Annotated in this window: 19 protein-coding genes and 1 pseudogene; 12 read left to right on the top strand and 8 right to left on the bottom strand. The window is 68.7% G+C overall.

The features are described from left to right. Positions 1–783: 783 nt before the first annotated feature. Positions 784–1,440 (top strand): annotated as a pseudogene (locus OG624_RS00100) (transposase); the annotation flags it as partial. 22 nt (positions 1,441–1,462) lie between these two features. Here the strand turns inward: OG624_RS00100 and OG624_RS00095 are convergent. From OG624_RS00095 to OG624_RS00075, 5 genes are all read right to left on the bottom strand, one after another. Continuing rightward, positions 1,463–1,846, bottom strand: a complete 384-nt coding sequence (locus tag OG624_RS00095) for a hypothetical protein (protein ID WP_246555937.1) — start codon at positions 1,844–1,846, stop codon at positions 1,463–1,465. 213 nt (positions 1,847–2,059) lie between these two features. After that, complete coding sequence (locus OG624_RS00090; protein WP_371638818.1) at positions 2,060–3,319, bottom strand: DUF2716 domain-containing protein; 1,260 nt, start codon at positions 3,317–3,319, stop codon at positions 2,060–2,062. A 197-nt stretch (positions 3,320–3,516) separates the two neighbouring features. Beyond that, a complete protein-coding gene (locus OG624_RS00085; RefSeq protein WP_331719581.1) occupies positions 3,517–3,957 on the bottom strand; it encodes a GNAT family N-acetyltransferase in 441 nt (146 codons plus the stop codon). A gap of 74 nt (positions 3,958–4,031) precedes the next feature. Further along, positions 4,032–5,564, bottom strand: coding sequence for an ISKra4 family transposase (locus OG624_RS00080; protein ID WP_331719580.1), 1,533 nt, complete (start codon positions 5,562–5,564; stop codon positions 4,032–4,034). 69 nt (positions 5,565–5,633) lie between these two features. Further along, a complete protein-coding gene (locus tag OG624_RS00075; protein WP_371638817.1) occupies positions 5,634–6,200 on the bottom strand; it encodes a hypothetical protein in 567 nt (188 codons plus the stop codon). Between the two features lie 692 nt (positions 6,201–6,892). On the opposite strand from OG624_RS00075, the gene OG624_RS00070 reads away from it, so the two are divergent. The 3 genes from OG624_RS00070 to OG624_RS00060 all read left to right on the top strand — a co-directional run bounded on the left by OG624_RS00070 (position 6,893) and on the right by OG624_RS00060 (position 9,233). Next, positions 6,893–7,675, top strand: coding sequence for a hypothetical protein (locus OG624_RS00070; RefSeq protein ID WP_331719578.1), 783 nt, complete (start codon positions 6,893–6,895; stop codon positions 7,673–7,675). Between the two features lie 44 nt (positions 7,676–7,719). Then, on the top strand, positions 7,720–7,995 hold the full coding sequence (locus tag OG624_RS00065; protein WP_371638816.1) for a hypothetical protein: 276 nt from the start codon (positions 7,720–7,722) through the stop codon (positions 7,993–7,995). Positions 7,996–8,489: 494 nt separating this feature from the next. Next, entirely contained in the window at positions 8,490–9,233 is a 744-nt protein-coding gene (locus OG624_RS00060) for a hypothetical protein (RefSeq protein WP_331719576.1), read from the top strand. A gap of 342 nt (positions 9,234–9,575) precedes the next feature. Here the strand turns inward: OG624_RS00060 and OG624_RS00055 are convergent, their stop codons facing one another. After that, positions 9,576–10,268 (bottom strand): hypothetical protein, encoded by a 693-nt coding sequence (locus OG624_RS00055; protein ID WP_331719575.1) that lies wholly within the window; start codon positions 10,266–10,268, stop codon positions 9,576–9,578. Positions 10,269–10,780: 512 nt separating this feature from the next. Between OG624_RS00055 and OG624_RS00050 the strand changes: the two genes are divergently transcribed. The 3 genes from OG624_RS00050 (at position 10,781) to OG624_RS00040 (ending at position 11,568) form a co-directional block, all read left to right on the top strand. Beyond that, positions 10,781–11,026, top strand: coding sequence for a hypothetical protein (locus OG624_RS00050; RefSeq protein WP_331719574.1), 246 nt, complete (start codon positions 10,781–10,783; stop codon positions 11,024–11,026). A gap of 132 nt (positions 11,027–11,158) precedes the next feature. Further along, on the top strand, positions 11,159–11,335 hold the full coding sequence (locus OG624_RS00045) for a hypothetical protein (protein WP_331719573.1): 177 nt from the start codon (positions 11,159–11,161) through the stop codon (positions 11,333–11,335). Then, a complete protein-coding gene (locus OG624_RS00040) occupies positions 11,335–11,568 on the top strand; it encodes a hypothetical protein (RefSeq protein WP_331719572.1) in 234 nt (77 codons plus the stop codon). Before OG624_RS00045 ends, OG624_RS00040 begins: the two co-directional genes overlap by 1 nt. Here OG624_RS00040 and OG624_RS00035 read toward each other — a convergent pair. Beyond that, positions 11,534–11,860, bottom strand: a complete 327-nt coding sequence (locus OG624_RS00035) for a hypothetical protein (RefSeq protein ID WP_371638815.1) — start codon at positions 11,858–11,860, stop codon at positions 11,534–11,536. The genes OG624_RS00040 and OG624_RS00035 overlap by 35 nt on opposite strands. Before the next feature lie 388 nt (positions 11,861–12,248). On the opposite strand from OG624_RS00035, the gene OG624_RS00030 reads away from it, so the two are divergent. Beyond that, positions 12,249–12,779, top strand: a complete 531-nt coding sequence (locus tag OG624_RS00030; protein ID WP_331719570.1) for a hypothetical protein — start codon at positions 12,249–12,251, stop codon at positions 12,777–12,779. Between the two features lie 451 nt (positions 12,780–13,230). Here OG624_RS00030 and OG624_RS00025 read toward each other — a convergent pair whose 3' ends face one another. After that, entirely contained in the window at positions 13,231–14,043 is an 813-nt protein-coding gene (locus OG624_RS00025) for a flagellin N-terminal helical domain-containing protein (RefSeq protein ID WP_331719569.1), read from the bottom strand. 368 nt (positions 14,044–14,411) lie between these two features. On the opposite strand from OG624_RS00025, the gene OG624_RS00020 reads away from it, so the two are divergent. From OG624_RS00020 to OG624_RS00005, 4 genes are all read left to right on the top strand, one after another. Beyond that, the gene (locus tag OG624_RS00020) at positions 14,412–14,885 is read left to right on the top strand and encodes a YidB family protein (RefSeq protein WP_331719568.1); all 474 of its coding nucleotides are present in this window, start codon (positions 14,412–14,414) and stop codon (positions 14,883–14,885) included. Positions 14,886–15,009: 124 nt separating this feature from the next. Continuing rightward, the gene (locus OG624_RS00015) at positions 15,010–15,369 is read left to right on the top strand and encodes a hypothetical protein (protein ID WP_331719567.1); all 360 of its coding nucleotides are present in this window, start codon (positions 15,010–15,012) and stop codon (positions 15,367–15,369) included. Positions 15,370–15,521: 152 nt separating this feature from the next. Then, positions 15,522–17,138, top strand: coding sequence for a helix-turn-helix domain-containing protein (locus OG624_RS00010; protein WP_331719566.1), 1,617 nt, complete (start codon positions 15,522–15,524; stop codon positions 17,136–17,138). Next, positions 17,138–17,734: a hypothetical protein gene (locus tag OG624_RS00005; RefSeq protein ID WP_331719565.1), complete on the top strand. Its 597-nt coding sequence runs from the start codon at positions 17,138–17,140 to the stop codon at positions 17,732–17,734. The genes OG624_RS00010 and OG624_RS00005 overlap by 1 nt, the downstream gene beginning before the upstream one ends. Positions 17,735–18,670: the final 936 nt, after the last annotated feature.

Raw genomic sequence — 18,670 nt, 5'->3', positions numbered from 1 at the left:
TATTTCCCCCACATAGATGATCAGTGGGGTTGTCCTATCTACTTTCACGGCTTGTGCACAAGATTCACTTGAAGACGACCGATCATGATCGGTTACGCGTCAGTCGTAAAGTCCTCTTACCTACCGGAACCTCCACATCAGCTCCCCCCACGGGCAGAGGCTGAGTGACGGAACTCACCTCATCTGCGCGAACCAAGCACCCTTTTCAGCCCCTTCCATCGCGGCGCCAGCCAATGAAGGACCGGGTAGGTGGCTTCGTCGCGGCCGCAGGGCAACTGTCCGAAGCCGTGGTTCTCGACGGCGAGGTCGGTGATGAGCTGGGTGCCGTCGAGGACGACGCCGTCGCGGGTCGGGGCGTGGTGTCGGATGTTGAGCGGCGACTGTCGTTAACACCCCCACATCCGCCCTTCAGGCCGAGGTCGGTCCATGCCCCCTGGATCGCGCGTCGTACGCCGGCCAGGGCTTCGCACCCGCCTGGTCCCCGACCTTCTCCCACAGCACAGCCAGGCGGTACGGGCCATAGGCGTGAATGGACGGGCTGGTGGCAGCGGGTGGGCGTCAGCCAGGTCGAGACCGTTGTTCCTGTCTGTGCCCTGTTGGGCTTCTGATCTTGGCTGTCATGGGGGTGACCACGTTGCTGCTCCACCCGGTCGACCAGAGTCACGTCGACGCCAAGTGCACCCGCCCTCTCAACGACCGCTCCATCACGGTCCAGTACATCTGGCCCGACCTGGTCCACGTCCGGGCCGCCCGGGACGAGGCCATGGCGGACGAGATCTGGGACCGTGCCCCGCGACGAAGAAGGCCCGCGTCGAGCACCTCTACGCCATCGCCGACGGCGAGGTCCTCCCCGAGCCCGGCGAACCCGAGGTCGTGTTCTGCCTGGACGAGTTCGGGCCGCTCAACCTCCAGCCCCACCCCGGCCGCCAGTGGGCCGAACGCGGCGGCAAGCACAAGGACCCCGACCGCGAACCGCGGCCGCGCCGCCGCGCGACCTACACCCGACCGCACGGGGTGAGACACCTGTTCGCCGCCTACGACCTGCGCAAAGACCAGCTCTACGGCCACATCAAGAAGACCAAGAACCGGTCGAAATTCCTGGAGTTCTGCCGCTACCTCCGCTCCCTCCACCCGACCGGCCCACGCATCGCGATCATCTGCGACAACTACTCACCGCACCTGACGACCAAGCGGTGCCAGCGAGTCGGGACCTGGGCCGCGACGAACAACGTCGAGATCGCCTACACCCCGACCAACAGCTCCTGGCTCAACCGGATCGAGGCTCAGTTCACCGCCCTGCGCTACTTCGCCCTCGACGGCACGGACCACCCCAGCCATAAGGCCCAGGGCAGCATGATCCGCCGCTACATCATCTGGCGAAACAAGCACGCCGCCGACAAGCGCCTCAAAGCCCTGGTGAGCCGGGCCAACGCAGCCTGACCTGCCACGGCGACAACGGTCGTCACCACAGGTGCAGGAAGCTCCGGACGTCGTCATAGCCGTCGACGGCCCGACCGTCCACGTCCGACGGGTCGGCCTCGGCCCGCGTCGCCAGCGACTGTGCAAGCGCGAGGGCTTCATTGCTGAGGCGCCCGAAGCGTCGAGCGGTGTGTCCAAGGCACAGGCCGGCCAGCCCGAGCAACGGACTGCCAGACACTGCCCGCGTCCCGACCTGCACGCACCAGTGCTCGACAAACTCCGCGTCGTCGTCGTTCAACGCGGTCCCGACCAGGACGCCCGCCGCCCCGCCCTCCGCCGAGTGGTCGCGCAGAGCCCGCTCCAACATCTCGACCACCACCTCGTGAGGCAGCGCAGGAGGGTTCTCGAAGGTCAGATGAGAATGCACCCCGCGAGACTACGCGGACCCCGTCCGACAGTTGCCTGCCGCCGCCCCGTCCGGCAGGACGGGGCGTGTGACTTAGCGGCCTACTTGGCCCGTCCGGCCAACTACATCGCTCAGCCCGCGCCGCAGCGAACGTTGATCAGGAGGGACCGCTCCTGGGCTATTGCTGTGTCCGTACCCGAGCGGAGACGAGGACGCACCATAGGGTCGGCACCGTTACTCGCGGCGCCTGATCGGCTTTCCAAGCAACTCGGTCAGGTCCGCCTCGATGGCCGCGAGCAGCTTCGGTCCCCAGACGGTCAGTGTCTGTTCCCAGGGGTGGCCGAAGGTACCCAGGCGCAGGTCAGCGGTGAGGTGGAGGTAGTAGTCGCCGTTGGGATAGGCGCCTTTGCCAGGCCGGGGCGGGCGTCCGGGAACGTCGGTGCGGCGGGGGTCGTAGCGGTAGCCGTCGTGATTCCAGTCGAGCCAGTGGATGAACTCCCGGGGCTCGGTGGCGACGAGCAGTCCGCGCTGGACGATCGCGTCGAGCTCCGCGGGGAGGTCCGGGACGATCCGGTGGTGAGAGTGCAGGTTCCAGACCGCGGAGGGAACGGGATCGGTGATCGCAGGCCGGTAGGTGGTGATCGGCTTGAAGTCGAAGTCTGCGTAGAAGCGGTCCCACAGAGGACCGTCGTCGTGGAGCCAGTCGAGGAACTGTGCGGGGCGGGTGCTCTCGGGGCTGCCTGGCGGACTCCAGTGGTAGGAGCGGACAGTGGCGGCCTCGGTGAAGCCGGCTTCCAGGAGGCTCTCACGCAGGGAGCCGTCGGCTTCGGCGAGCAGGGGGTGGTTGAGCCAGCTCTTCTGCCGCCAGCGGTCGGTGACGGCCTTGACGAAGTTCGCATCTTCGCTGGTGAAGCCGCCGATGAGAGTGAAAGGGATTTCGTCGCCGTGCGCCCAGGCGACCTCGGTGACTATCCCGGCCTCGAGCAGGACCTCGATGAGGACGTCACCCTCGTCAGAAGAACCGTCCGCGATCATTTCCGCGTACGGTGCCGCGTGGGGCCCGGGGGAGCCGACGGCGACCTCCCAGGCCCGCTCAGCCTGGCTCCGTACCCGGTACAGGTCGTGGACCCCCTCCCGGGGCTCCGTCACGTCGGTGGGCTGCTCACTGGGCAGCGGGGCGGCGATCAGCACAGAGCGCTCCCAGCCCGGGGTGAAGCCCGCCGCTGTCAGTTGCTGTGCCAGGTCCGGCGAATCGTGCCCATACACCTTCCACTCCACCGGCTCACCACGCTCCGCGAACGCCTCCTGCTGGTTGCGCACCACTGCGGCGGTGTCCGTGCCTGCCATGTGGGGAGCATGCTCAGCGGTGCCGTGCGTGCCGTAGTGCCGACGTACGACCGGCCCGTCGACCTCGACGACCACCCCGGCCGGATGCCACGCGGGAACCCGCCCCCGCAGCTCCTCGTGCATCGCCCACCATTCACCCATGTCCATGATCGGGAGCCTAGACGGGACCGCACGGGCCAATTACACCGCTCAGCGGCCAAATAGACCGCTTAAGGGCCAACTGCAGCGCGAAGTCACAGGGCGAACGTTGCCTGATGCGGCACTAGGGCACGAAAGGCGATGGGTGTGGCTCTTCTGAAGGGAAGGTGCGGATGGGTGGTGAACCCGCATCGGGTCTGTTCCAGTCAGGAGAGCCGCAAGTCGATCCAGGGGATCGTGTCTCCAGGTAGCAGGTATCGCTCGGTCTCGACGAAGCCGTGCTTCAGCGCAAACCGGAGTCCGTCCTCATTGGAGGACAGAACGACGGTCTCGATCACCTCGGCCCCCAGTTCCCGTGCCCGGTTGACCCCGCGCGCATAGAGTTCCCCGCCGAACCCCTGCCTGCGGTGAGGGGCGAGCACTCGGGCGATGACTGTGGCCGTCCGTGTTTCGTCCGTCGGCGGGCGGACCGTGCTGCAGCCCACGAGATCGTCACCGAGATACGCGATCTCCAGGTGGTGGCGCTGGGCACGTTCCCGTACTTCGTCCAGGCACAGGGAATGGGTAGGAATGATCACGTTGTGGGCGTACTGCCAGTCTTTGAGCATGGCGTCGCCGTCCGGCCGCTGGATACGAAGATCAGACATCTCAGCAGGAGACCCGAGGACACCTTGGACGTCAACTCTGCTGGGTATTTCTATGTCTTCGGACAAGTCCCGAATCAAGCCATGAGGTCGTATTCCTGCTGGTCGGTCGCGGGGTAGAGGCGCTCGTGCTCGCGGGCTGCGTGGTAGCGCCAGTAGGAGTCGAGGTCGCCGTTGGCGACGACCGCGCGGAGCCGTAGGACGGCTTCGGCTCCGTCCAGGCCCCAGCGGGCGCCGGTGATGTCGAGGCGATCAGCGATCAGATGACGGCAGGCGCCCTCGACCGCCCCTGTGGCGATCGGCCACCCGCTGTTGAGCGCGGTGTCGTAGCGGAGCTGGTCGAGGTGGCCGGTCAGGTAGCGGTGGCAGGCGTCGACGGCCTCGCGTCGGGCGGCCGACAGGTGTTCCCGGTCGGCTTGGGCGGTCATCTGGTCGGCGGTGCGGGAGGCATGGCCAGCGAGGATCGCGGTCAGATGGTCGGCCGCCCAGCCTTCGGCCTCGGTGGTGCCGGGCTTGTTGAAGGCGTGGGCGGCGGCCCAGACGTACTCGGCGACGTGCACGAAGTCCAGCAGCACGTGCAGCGTGACACCGCGCCGGCCAGCCTCGGCGGTGACCAGGTCAAGCTGATGACGGGCGCCGTCGACGAGGACGATCCACGGCCGCAGATGCTTCGGGTCGCGGGCCTGGGCTTGGTCGAATGCGTCGGCGATGACCTGCGCGGGCGGGCGGACCAGCGAGGCTGTGCACCATTTGTTCTCGGCCTTCGGCCCCGGGCGAGCGGGGCGTTCGCCCCTTCGGCCGCCGGGCGGGTGGATCACGTCGTGGGGGCGCCTGGGGGCCGGGCGGGTGTCGAAGACACAGGCCACGGTCGCCATCCGCTTCCGGTTCGGCTTCTCGCCTGGCGCGAGCCGGCCGCGATGACCGCTGGCGGCTTTCGCGGCGGCCCGGCGGGTGGCCTCTCGCAGGGCCTCGGGCCGCATGACCACGCCCTTGCCGTCCACCTGGACCACCAGCGGCATCTGCCGGCTGCATGGGAACGGGATCCGGGCCTGGTAGAAGCTGTCGGCGTCGACCGCGGCCGCGACCACCAGTTCTTCGAGTCGGCGTTTGCCCAGCACCTTCCCGCAGCGACGCTCGACCGCCTGCTGGGCTTGGTCGAACGAGCCGCGCACGGCTTCGGTGACCGCGAGCCGGCGCAGGCCCATAGAGTGCCGGCCCGCAGGAAGTGACAGCGCGGCGTCGGCGGGGTGCACGTTGCCGACGCCCGGGCCCCGATGAGCAACCCGGCCAACGCGGACCAGCCCGAACACAGTGGCCAGCCAGCGGGAGTGTCCCGTCTCCCGCCAGGGCCTGCCTCGTCCCTCCGGCCCCACCACGAGAGGCCTGCTGCCGGCGCGGACCGGCTGTTCTTCGCGCATCGCACGCAGGTCCAAATGGTCCTGCAGCAGCTGCCGTAACAGCTCCCGCCCGGCGGCGTCGAGGTGTTCTTCCAGCTCGGCGTGGGTCCACGCGCCCGCATCCGTGCCCGACAGGGTGCGCATCAGCGTCTCGAAGGCACTGACCGAGCGGGCAAAGAGGTCAGCGGTGGCATGAGTGTCGTACGGTTTCATCTCCGGGGCTCTTCCTGTCCTGCATCCGATTGGGTCGCACCTTCGAATGTAGGGGGAAGAGCCCTGTTATCAGCTGGAGTTAGGCGAAGCATCCGATCGGCGGCGGGCCGGGGTGAACATGCCGGGGGTGTCCTCGTCCAGCCAGCCCCGTTCCACCAGCCGCTTCAGCTTTGACCGGGTTCCCTCGATCTTCCCGGTCTCGGCCGGCAGTCCGATCCTTGGCACGATCTGCTTGGCGCGGACCGGCCCCGGCGCGTCCGCCACCACCTCCACGATGTCGCGGTACACCGACGGCAGCACATCCGGCATCATCCCGGGCTGCCAGTTCGGCACGGTCAGCACCCCGATTACCTGCCTCTCGGCCCCCGCATACGCCGACACCGCCCGCTCACCCGCAGGCGACTGTCCGGCACCGGCCGCCGCCACGGACACTTGCGGATCCATCTCCGCGAGCACTTCGGCGACCGTCGCCCGCGTGATCCGCAGACGCTCCAGCCCCTCCCGGGCCACCTCCAGCCTCCCGGACAGCTCAGCGAGCTCGGCTTCGAGCTCTTCCACCCGAACCCGGGCGGCCGCCTCGCGGGCTTCCAACTCCTCGAACAGCGAGCCCATCCGCTCCCCCTCCTCCACCACCACGGTAGAGACGAGAAGCCCCGAACACAGCCCGATCAGCGTTCTCCCAGCTCAGCACTTCCCTTCAAAGGAACTGCACCCAACGCGGATCCGGCTGGCCCGGCGCTCGACCTTGACGTCGCCCAGCAGGGGCAGTTCGCCGATGCGGCCCCCGACTGCCACGGACCGGCCGAGGAACCCGGCCCCGAGGAGGACAGCTCGTGGGGGTTGGCACCGCCGCCGAGCGCGGAGTACCTGGCGTGGCGTGAGCAGCAGGCACAGGCCCGTCTTGCCCCGCTCGGCCGGTAGAACCACCCACTCGCCCAGTGCCCCAATACGGGGCGCCGGGCACACCCTTGGCCGAAAGCCCTCCGTGTGGGCTGTAGGCGCCTCATACGCGGACGCGCGGGTTGCCCGAGCCTCCTCGGCTTCAGGGCTCTGTGACAGGCGCTCAGCGAGCCGCCTGTGACGTCGGGTGCCGGAGCGGCAGGGTGCCGGCGGTTCAGGCGGTTGGGTGGGGCCGCCCGTTCCGAGCCGACGGGATCCTGTTCTCGGGTGGAGCCGTCCGGCGCGAGGCCGTCGCAGGCCGGGGGCGGCCGCGCCCTCGCGCCGACATGGCGTGTGCGGGTGAGGCCCGGTGCCCGGTTCTTCGGAAGCAGTACCACCGGGCTGCAAACCTCGACGGACCGTCTCACGGCGCCGGTACGCTTGTCGGTATGACGACGGTGGAGCAGAGGGACCGAGACACGAGTCCCGTGATCTCGATCCTTGCTCCTGCTCCGAGTCAGGAATTGGCCGACTCCACGTACCGCCTCGCCCTTGCCATGCTCGACGGTCTCCCATACCAGGACACGCTTCGGGGGGCCGAGACCCTGACCGAAACCCTCGTGCAGAGGCCGGGCCGAGCGACGCGCTTGGGCGTGATGTGGTCCGGCCAATCGCGCCTGACCTCACTTCTTGAGGCGTTTCGGCGTGGTTCGGCGGCTGCCGAGGACGCTCGTGGCGCGTTCGGCGTGCTCTTGGGCGAGGCCTTCGGTGAGGTTTCGCAGGCGCGAGTCGATGAACTTCGGCGGCCACACGAGTACGGGTACACGTACAAGTACGAGGACGAGCGGCCCGCGAAGGGGGCCAGCGGTCCCGAGATTTTCGGCGCGTATGTGCTGTCGGCGGGGCTGTTGGCACAGACCGTCGACGATGTCCTGCCGACGAGCAGCTTCGGTTGGCGCGAACGCGAAGCAAGGCCCCTCGCCCTCCTCCACGTAGCGGAGTTCGGCGACCTTGCCGCGCTTGCCGACATGATCGCGGTGTGGCGGGCTGACCTCCTGCTGGCCATCCAGCGGTGGTTGTCCCCGGCTGCGTACGAGTACGTCGACCATGGGCCGCCGCTCGCGTGCTCTCCGTGCGGTGTGATCCGGATGGCTTCACCCGAAGTTCCCCGTGGGCCGGAACTCGGTCTCCAGCTCGATGCCTCCAGCCCTTTCTGGGTGCTGACTGCCTGATCTCCGATCGGGCGCTGCGCCCGTTCATCGATGTGGAGATCAAGTTGAAGAGCATCATCGACGCGGTCATGTCGCTGGCCGCGGAGTATCCGATCGTGGCGGCCGTGGCCGTCGGAGTCGTCCTGGTGGTCGTGGTGCCGCCGGTCGTCAAGCACCTGGGTGTGCTGGTGCGGGAGTACTGGGCGCCCAAGGTGGCGCGGCTGCGCCGGAAGTTCGGACAGGTGTGCCGGCGGATCAGTGACCGGCTTGGGACAGAGGACGAAGCCTCTGCCGAAGCGATGTCCGGGGAGGACGTCTGTCGTCTGACCGAGAGGGTCTGAACCGAAGCGTCGGCTGGGCGGGCCCGCAGGGGTCCGCCCAGCCGACGCTGTGGGTTGAAGGGCGTCCGGGCCCTGCGTAAGGGTCCTCAGGTCGCGTGTGTGCGGACGCGTGTGACGCCCTGTCTCCTCCCGCAGCAGGAACCGTGGGAGGCGCGCAGGCGGCCTCATGTGGGCTTAGGCGCGGACGCCGCCGCAGCCGATCCATGGGGCTTCGCCCAGTGGGATCCCGACACGGAGGGCGGACTCCTCGGAGTCGGCAGCAACGGAGGAGGGGGAGGAGGCCGGCGCCGCGGCGGCGAAGCCGAAGAAGCGGGCAGCGAAGGGCCCTCTTCAGGTCTCGGAGCTGAAGCCGGTGGCCGGTGAGGGCGAGGTGTACGCGATGCTCGACGACCTCGGGGTGCTGACCTCCCCGGCCGCCCGCATCTCCACCCTGCGCCGCGCGGTACGGGAGTTCCTCGGGCACTACGCGGACGCCCGCTCGGGGGCCGTACGCGATGTACCCGCGCCGCCCCGAGCACGCCGCGCTCCGGCTGAGCATCGGGTGGCACCAGGCCGGGGGCCCTCTCCGTTCAAGCGCTGGCTACAAGGACGGGGATCGGATCGCCCGACCGGCCGGCTACCTCGCCGCGCTGCTCACCACCCACGAGTGCGACCACCCGAACTGTGAGGCCGGGGTGTTCCTCAACACCGGCGAGGAGTGCAACACCTGCCAGTACCGAGCCGCGGAGCGGATCGCCCAGGCGAAGGGGGCGCAGCTCCTCGCCGAGCAGCAGGTTCGCGCTGCGGCCGCGGCGGAGCTCCGGGCCCGGCAGTTGGCGGAGGAACGGGAGCAGGCGCACGGGGAGGCTCTGGAGGAGAACACGCGCCGCGAGGAGGCCGCCGCCCGCCGGGCAGCCCGGGAGGCCGCCGCGGCCGCCGAGGCTGAGGAGACCGCCCGCCTCCGCGCCGAACTCACCGAGCAGTTCGCCGCACTGGACGCCGCCGCGGCCCGGCCGGTTGTCCCTGCCCCCCTCCACGCCGCCCACGACCAGGACCCCGCCGACCCCGAGGCCGACGCCTTCCCGGTCGAGGAGGACCCGTTCGCCCCCGGCCACTTCGAGAACGAACCCGTTCTTGAGGCCCCCGTGCCGGACGTCACCGCCGACGTCCAAGAGCAGCAGGCGGCCGCTCCGGCCCCGTGGTCGCTTTCGCACCCGAACGCCCTATACGAGGCGGCGAAGGCCGCCCTGGCTTCCTAGGCCCCGTTCAAGACCTGCCCGGTGCCCGTTCAGGTGCCGGGCGGGCCCATGTCCGTGACTGCCCGTACGCAGCCCTGCGCGCCCCGTACGGCGATCAACGCCACCCCCCGAGATATCCACGCCGCTTGACCGCCCATCAGGCCAGCACAGGGCTGTACAGGGCCACACGCCGACGGGCGAGGGAGCGTCACCCATGACGGGGCTGGCTTTGTCGCCGAGAGGCAGCAGCGATTGTTTGTCAGAACCGGGAACGGTCTGTGGCGGCGCAGGACTGTGTTGTCGAGTTCTGGAAGCGCGTCGGTACTTGCGTCTGACTGCCTCATGTGGGTGCCGGTCCCCCCGTCATTCATGCGGTTGGCCAGGCGCCGAGTGCGCCGCCCAGTCGGGGGCTGGGGCCATCATCGGGGGCGGAAGCAACTGTTCCATCGGGGGCGGGAACAACTGTTCAGTGAGGGCTTGGGTGTTCCGAATCAAGAATTCGTTGATCGCCCAGAAGGTGGAGCGTGCCTCCGTAAGGGTTCCTTCGAGTTCCGTCTGCGGCAGCGGCGACCCTGTGCCGTGATGGATAGCCTCACGAATGCGCTGAGAGGTATCTGAGAGTTGGTCCACGAGCGGACGGGAGTCGAAGGGACCAGCCGGGCGGGTCCAGGTGCCTGTCAGCCGGGTGTCGGGAAGCCGGCGGCCCGCCATGCGATACAGCCCCGAGGTGAACTCCCTCAGCTCCGCTTGCAGCTGCCCGTCATAGCGCTCGGCGTCGACAGCCCGGCCCAGCTGCAGGTCGCTGATCGCGCGCTCAGCAGCAATCAGCCACGCCCTGGCCGCAGCGCGTGCTGCGGCGATGATCTCCAGTGTGAGCTCTTCCTCCGCTCGCCGGGCGGTTGCGGCTGCGGCTGCGGCATCGTCACGTCGTTTCGCCCGCTGCACCAAGAGGGCGCCGCCGGCGCCGAGGCCCGCCCCGCCAAGGCCACTAACCGTTGCAAGGATCGTCTCCCACATCGCCATCGCGCGATGGTCCACCAGGTGCAGCTTGGGCACAACGGTCCTACGCGCCAAATCTGGCTGAGCGCCCATGCTTCCTGGGCGGCGTGCATGCTCCTGCAACGAAGACGCTGGCACGGGCCAGTGAGGTGCGAACTGGTCAGTGGCGTGTGGGGCCTTCGCCGAGTGTGCGGCGGCCGGGTACGGACTGGGGCTCGGGGGCGGACTCTGCCGGGGGAGCCGGCGCGGTGCCCTCGGCGGCAAGGCGGGCCCTGCGGGATCCGGCGGAGGCAGCGGAGGCGCGGGGGCCCGTGCCCAAGACGCGTCGAGTGTTCACCAGGACAGTGTCCTGCGCGCGAGGACGTCTGCGCGGAGCTCTGCCGGTCGTCCGGCCCGACGACATCGAACGAACTCCTCGGCCCTGCACTGGTGGGGTTGCGCGGCTAACCCCCGCGTTCCGCACTGTGCTGTCTGCCCCTCACCGGAGTGCGCAGACTGCAACCCCCGGGAGAGGTGTGCAGCGCCATGTCCGCGGATCGTCCGGGGCCGCTCTTTCGGGAGGGAACCCCATGTCCACCGCTACCGACCCGCAGCCCCAGACCCCTCAGCAGCAGCCCCCGCGGCCGCCCCAGCAGCCGGCCACGGACCCGCTCCTGACGCTGTGCCTGGTCATCGTCGGCGCCGTGGTCCTCGCAACGGCCGGTTACATGTGCGTCGCCCACCCGTCGCTCACCGGGCCGATTGCGACGGTGGCGACGGTGGCCGGGGCTCTGGCTGCGGCGGTCGGCGTCGGGGTCGCCGTCTGCCGGCGCTGACCCGTGGCCCGGCAACGGGCCTGCTCGTTAACGACAAACGCCCCGCCCGGATCACCGGGCGGGCCCGTCGTCGTCGACCGACCCGCCGTGCAGGTCCCGGCCACGTCCCGATACCCGGCCGGCTGGGGCGTGATGACCTCCCACGCCGTCACCTGGCCCGGCAAGCGGCCGCACACGTCCTTCGTGGCGCTGCGCATGACGCAGGAAGCGGGCGGTTGGTGGGTGGCCCAGAGCGAGGACGTCGCCGACACCGACCTGACGGCCCCCGTGGACGCGGTGCTGTCCGCGCTGTCCCGGGAGGTCAGGTGATGCGGCGCCTGCGGGGCCGGACGGTGGCCATCCCGGTCATGGCGGTGCTCACCACGCTCGCCGTCATGTCCGGGGCCGCGCACGCCGAGACCGTCGACCCCGACGGGGTGGGCGGGCTGCTCCCGGCCCCGGCCGCCCCCACGGGCGGCGGAACGATGTACGAGACGTACCCGCACCTGCACGTCGGGGCGGGCGTGTTCACGCGGCACCTGCCTGCTGCTTGGCGCGGTTGATCTTGGCCTTGGTGTGGAGCTGCTCAGGGATCCGGATACGCCGCTCCCGGGCGGCCTGGTAGACGACCCCACGGAAGCGGCTCCTGCGCATGCGCACCGCCGCGTTGGTGATCTTCAGCTTGTCCGCGATCTCGGTGTCCGAGTACCCGTCGATGGTCAGCTGGATGACCGCCCGGGTCTCCCACTTCTGCTCGTCCAGGATCTTCTCGAAGACGGTGACGAAGGTCTCGTGCTCGGCCAGGTAGCCGGATGCCTGAAGCAGGCCCGCGAGGACGTCGGGGTGACGGGCCACGACGCCCTCACCCTGATCACCGCGCACGCCGACGGGCCCTACCTCCGCCTACGCGGTCTGCTCGCTGCGCGACCGCCCACCGACTCGTGCATCGCCCGAGCCCGGCACCACGCCACTGCCATCGCCCGCCCGGCGTTCTCCACCGCGGTACGTACTCCTCGGCCAGGGCCGCACCTCCAGCCGGGCCCGCAGCCCCAAGACCATCGAGAACTACGTGATCGCCATCTAGGGCACCCTCGAAGCGTGGATCGCCGACGGGCTCACCGATCCCCGTGAGATCACCAGGAAGCACATCGAGGACGCCCTGGACCCGCTCCGCAGTGACCAGGCCCGCCGCCTGCACACCGCACTGCGCTCCTTCTTCAGGGCCCTCAAACGCGAACGCCTCGTGTTCCGAGACCTGGCCCGCAGTGTCTCCCTCACCAGCAGCCGATCCGTGCCGACCGCGCTGCCTTCCGACCGCATTGCCGGTCTCCTGGACCGCCTCGATGACCCGCGCGACCGCCTCATGGTCGCCCTCGTCGCCATCTACGCCCTTCTCCCCGGACAGCTCGCCCACCTCCGGCGAACCGACCTCGACCGCAGCAAGGGCCGACTGCGCCTGCGCCGGGCGGGACGCATGGACCACGTCATCTACCTCGACGTCTTCACCCTGGGCCTGGCCACAGCGTGGGAGCTCCAGCGCCACCAGCGCTGGCCCGACAGCTCCAATCCCCACTTCTTCGTCACCCGCAACACCGCCGTCGACGACTCCGGCCCGCCCATCAGCGCCGGCGTGGTTCAGTTGCTCTTCCAGCGAGTCGGCCTGCCGGCCGGCCGCCTGCGCGTGGACCGAATCGTCGACGAGGCTCGTCTCAGCGCCGACCCCGTTCGGCTGATGGACCTCTTCGGCCTGTCCAACCTCTCCGCCACCCGATAGGTCCTGTCGGCACACCCCGACAAGAGAATCGGTCCCATTGCCCCGTAGATCGCTGTCCGCACACCTCCGGCAGTGAACCGAGGAGGCTGTGGTCGGCTGACGGCCCTGAGCCGGAAGGGCAGCCAGCCGGCCACACGGCCGGGCGGGGGAGGGAGTCTCCGGCCCCGGTGTCGCCACGCACGCCGCTGGAGTCCAGTTGGCGAGAAAATGCGCTGCGGTCGGCGGTCGCGTACTTGCCCCCCCGCCGGGCATCGAGGAGCCGTCGTGCGTGAAGCGGTACGCCGGGTGGATTCAACCAGCGGTGAGAAGCAGGTCTGGTCTGGCGTCGCCGGACCAGACTTCACCGCAGGAGCGCGTGACCACGGTCGGCTCGGTCCGGAGACTGAACGGTGCCTCGGAGTAAATCACCGAACAGGGACCGCTCAGGACTCAGCCTTCGCGCTCTCGACCATCAAGCCCCTTCGATGCCTGTGTCGCTCGCCGTCAGGTTTTCCACTGCGTAGTCGTTGCTTCGGATGGCCGACTCCAGACGGTTGGAGAACGCCCCGAGGTTCGATCGCTGGGCCGTGACAGTCTTGATCGCGACGTCGATCTTTGCGATGGTCGAGTTTGCGTCGATCGCCGTCATGACATTCACCGGGCCCGCCACGGCGACTCCGCCCTGCTGATCGGCCGGGGTGGCTGCGCCCTGATCCGCGGGGGTGGCCGCCTCGCCGGCGAAGAGATGCTGGATGTCGGCAGCGAAGATGTTCACTGCCAATGCCTCGTCGGTATTCGCGCCCACGTGCACGCGCAGTGTCCACGATGCCTGGGCGTTCGCGAGTGACGCCGGTGTGTTGATCTTCGCGGGCATCATGCCCAGCTCGTCGGCCGCCTGTACGTTGGCCTCGGCCGAGGCGTCGCTGAGCAATTTCATCTTGTTGAAGTCGGCCTGGTCGGCGACTCTGGCGATCTCGTCGGTCAGCTGGTCGACCTCGATCTGGATCGCCGAGCGGTCCTCTTCGCTGTAGGTGCCGTTCGCCGACTGGATCGACAGCACCCGCATCCGCTGCAGGACACCGGTCAGCTCATCGAGGTGCCCCTCGGTTGTCCTGATGAAGTCGAGCGCGGCGGAGGGCGACCGAACGTCGACCCTCTTCTCCAGAGGCGCGGCTGACACGTCGGGTGTCGTGGCCCCGGGTGCGGGAGTCAGACCAAGGCTCGCCCCCTGCTCCAGGAACTGAACCTTGGCGGGGCCCTTTGAGTTGGGCGTGGTCTCGGACACGTTGGCTCCTCACCAGCAGGCCCGTTGCCTGCCAGGCCGGAGCCTTTCATGACGCACCGTAATCGGACAACTACTGACTTCAACTCACTGGCCGGAAGCCGATCATGGCGTCCGTCAAACCCCGGAGTGCGCCCGCCTCGGCCCCAGAGACAGATCGACCGCTGCCTCAAGCCCATGATTATCGGCCTAAGGGTCAGCCTCCCGCCGCAGGGATGTCCCGCGTACTACCCAGCGAATGGTGACGAACCCACTGCAGACTCTCGGTCAGAACGGATCTCGGGCACCGGGTTCGTGGCCAATCTGCTTCCGGAATCCGGGAACCCGTCGGTTTCCATCTTCCGGCGGTTGGATGGTGGGAGGGTTCCTTCATGACCGATCCCGTGAACGACGGCGCACCGACGCCGACCACCCTGTCGATCTCTGTGAAGGACCTCGCGGACGCCGGCCTGGAACCGCAGTTGCGGTCCTGGGTCGGCTCCGGGCCCAACGAGCCGGTGACCGCCGAACAGATCACCCTGGTCATCGGGCAGGACGAGCTCACCCGGACCGCTGAAGCCCTCGGACGTGAGCCCGGCGACCTTGCCGCGGACATCGCCCTCGCCCTCCCCCAGCTGATCACGGCAGCCCCCGAGGGCAGCGTCGAACCGGCCCCCGCGCAGGACGGCGCCGGGGCCGTCCGCACCCGTGAACTGACACTCACGCCCCAGATGGTGGTCGGGGAAGCCGAGTCGGATGTCAATTACAGGGCCCCGCTCAAAATCAGCGCGAAGGGGACGACCTTCCAGCCGGGCGACTACACCGGCGTCGTGGCGATGATCTTCGACGCAGTACCTCCCGTGTAGGTCGAAGAGCGGTCCTCGACGAGGGCACGCCCGGGACAGGCGCGGTCGCCGGATGAACGATCGACCGCTCCTGTCCCCCTGGGGGGAACACCGATGTCGGCGGGGCCGGCGGCCGTGGCCCAACATGACCGGCCGGTCCCGCCTCGCGATCCAGCCCGGCGCCCGCTCCTGCGTTTGGCTTGGTACTCACACGTCCTTCAACGGGGGCGGGCCGGTAGAAGCCACCGGGCGGAGGAAGCCGCACGCCTCTGTACGCGGACCGACCAAGTCCTCCGAGGCGGAGGCCCTCCTGCGCGTCTGGGGCGACGGCGGGATCGACCCGCACCACGCCGCCCAGCGCCAGGCCCTCGAAGACCTCGCCGCCACCGAGATGGTCACCCACGGCGACATCCTCGACCGCTTGCAGGACAACGTGCTCCACAGCCTCCGGACGCTCTCCGAGTCGTCACCGCCTACTGACACACCCCATGTCGCCGACCACTGACATCTCGTGTCGTCTCCCACTTACGTTCTGACGTCGTCCGACACGACGAACCCCGCTACGCCCGGACCAGGGGCACCTACCCAGCCAAAACGCATACTCAATTCATGCATTGAGTATGCGGAATCAGTATTGAGCATGCTAAAGTAGCGTGCATGATGGGTGTTGAGGATCTCCTCAGGCTCACGGTTGCAGCGCTGATGACGCGCACCGGTGAGCGCCAGAACGACCTCGCCGACGGCCTCGGCCTGTCGCAGGCGCAGGTCTCACGCAAACAGGCGGGGCGCCAGCACTGGTCGCTGGAGGACGTTGACCGGCTCGCCGAGCACTTCGGTCTGCATTTCCTGGACCTGCTGGCCGGTCCCACGCACGCGGTCGGTGTACTCCACGGCTCGATCCCTGCCCTGCGCCCCGCGGACGCCGTGGCTCCCTCGGCCATCGCGCAGCCGGCCCCCGCCGCCCTGTTCGCCGCCGAGCCGGCCGCCGCCGCGCCCGCCCCCGCAGCACCGGTGGGGTTGTGTGTGCTGTGCGGGCAGCCGACCGGTGACGAACTGGAAGGGTTCCCGCAGCACCTGAGTGCCGAGGAGTGCGCGGCCGCCGTCGCCGCCGTACCCCCGGCCCCGGGCCCGGCGTCGGCCCCGGCAGCACCCGCACCGGCCCCCGTCCCGCAGCAGCTCCCCGCCGAGCCGCCGGCCCCGAAGCCGGCGGAGCCCGTCGCGGTGGAGCCCGTCACTCCGGAGCCTGAACCCGAGGTCGAGGTCGAGCCCGCGCCGGAGCCGGCCAGGACGGGGCCGGCCGTGGTGCGGGGGCCCCGGGCCTACGCCTCCGGGACGCTCGTCGACGAGATCACGGGCCGGGTGCACGAGGTGCTGGAGGAGTGCACGGGGGACCTGGCCGCCGCCCAGGCCGCGCTCATCAAGTCCGCGATCCCGGACGTGATGGCCTTGTTCAAGGCCTCGCGGGTCGGGGGCCGGTACGAGCACTCGGAGTTCCCGCCGACCGCCGACGTGCTGCGCAAGCGCTCCCAGAAGGGGTCGGACGAGATCTGGGAGGGCCGCCCGAAGTGGCGCAACCCCCACATCTTCCAGGCGGCCAAGAAGGGCGAGACGTTCGAGGTGACCGCCCTCGACATGAACGCGGCCTACCTGTCGGCCTTCAAGTGCTGGTTGCCGATCGGACAGCTCCGCGAGGACACCAGCGGCGTCCACGACCGGAAGAAGTCCGGGATCCACCTGCTCACTCCGGCCGAGTGGGAGCACACCGACCTGCCCAACCCGCTGGGCAACCGGATGGAGCCGGGGGAGTTGTGGGTCAGCGAATCCACCCTCCGACTGCTCCTCGACTGCGCCCGCGAAGGCCTCACCGACACCCCGGTAATTCACCGCTCGCTCGTTTCCGGCGGCACAGAAGTCCTGTTGGAAAAGCTCCGACGCGCCCTTGCGGAAGTTCGTAAGACGGCTCTTGCCGAGGGCGATGAACTGACCGTGAATTATGTGAAATCAATGTATTCTAAGTTGGTCTCCACCCTGGGTGAATCCACCGCGAATCGGGATATGCGGCGCCCGGACTGGATGCACATCATGCGCGCGAAAGCGTTCGCGAATCTGTGGATGAAAGCCAACAAAATTCACAAGGCCGGATTGCAGGTCGTGGAGATCTCCGGCACGGATGAGTTGCACGTGATCGGCGATTGGCGGTTGGTGTTCGCGGAGGGCAGGGACCTGAATCAGGTGAAGGAAAAGAGCACCTACACGTTGGGGGGTAAGCGCTGATGGCAGGATCCGAGAATCTGTGGGCTCGCTGGGGTGACTGGGGTAAGCACGACGCCCGCGGGATGAAGGGCGGTGAGGCCCTGATCCTGGAGCTCAACCGGATCGTCCACTCCTCGGGTATCACCTCGCCCGTCACCTCCCGGCGAGGCCTGGCCGCCCGCCTCCGGTACCTCGACAGCCCCGCCGGCCGCGAGGCCTTGGCTGAACAGGGCGTCACGGCCCGCTCCCTGCGCTCCTGGACGCGCGGCAAGGCCACACCCTCCCCGGCGTCCAGAGAGCGGATCGACGCGGCGTACTGGTGGCGCCGGCGCGAGAACCTGATCCGCTCCGGCTGGCTCGTCCGGCACCTCGACAACGACGGCCGCGGCCGCCGCATGGAGATCTACCCCGTCGACCAGAGCCACGTCGACTCCAAGTACAGCCGCCCCCTGAGCGACCGCTCCATCACCGTTCGGTACATCTGGACCGACCTGGTGAGTGCGTGGGGCGCTCGGGATGAGGCGCTGGTGGATGAAATCTGGGACGACGTCATCACCGACCTCGATTCCGACTATGCAGCCTATGCATATGTCTCTTCTGTCGGTATCGGAGCCTGACCCATCCCGCTATTTATAGCTGCGCCCCGGTCAAATAGGCCGGGGGCGCAGCTATGTGTGGGCGTTGCTTGTGATGGCGGTTCAGATATCGTGCGTTTTTGGTTACTGAAGGCCCAGACTGTCGAGCGCGTCGGACATGACTCCAGGCTGCTTCACCGTGTGCTCCGTATTGTTGTCGATCGTGGTGTCCTCTTCTGCGACGGCCGCCCCCGCGCCGCTGCCAGCGTTCCTTGACTGACCCTGATTGATGGCCCAGTTGCTGCCATCGTCGGCCTGGGCCGCTCCCCCGAAGGACAGGGCTGCCCCAGCGAGAGCGACAGCGGCCAGTACACGCCTCATGTTGTTCATGGCCTGCCAACGACCACGCCCGCATGCAGTTACGGCGGCTGTTTTTGGCGGGGGGTTGTGGGGTTGTGTTTTTGGTATTCGGTCAGGGGGTGTTTCGGTTTTAGTATTTGACGTTGGGTCGGTTTGGTGGGTCGGGAATCGGTGTTTTTCCTTTTGTTGGCGATCTGTCTGGTGTAGACCACTTGCTGATGCTGGTCCGGGGTTGTTGTTACGTTGTGTGGCGTGCCGGGGGAGGGGCCGGCGGGGTGGACACTCCGCGGGACCGTGTGCATACTGCTACTGAGAGGGAGCGCGCAGCGCGAGCGGCACGACCTCGGCCCCGCAGGGGCCGCACCCCCCTGAGACACCGTTACAGATAACCTGACAGCCCATCAAAACCCCTTCTGACCTGCTACAATTAAGCCGAAGAACCCCGCGGCAGCCCCCCTCCGTTGCCAGCCGGCCACCGCGGACCCACAGTCCCCGAACAACCGGGACCACCCCGCCGTCACCGCAGGTGACGGCCCATCGGGCCACACTCCGCCCGGCGTCGCGCAGCGACGCAGCCCCCTTGGGAGTGACGCAGTCACTCCGCGTCGTGTCTCCGCA

The organism is Streptomyces virginiae (genome assembly GCF_041432505.1).
In the GTDB taxonomy this organism is placed as follows: domain Bacteria; phylum Actinomycetota; class Actinomycetes; order Streptomycetales; family Streptomycetaceae; genus Streptomyces; species Streptomyces virginiae_A.
The sequence above is the reverse complement of the archived record's forward strand: the minus strand, read 5'-3'. Positions and strand labels throughout refer to the sequence as shown.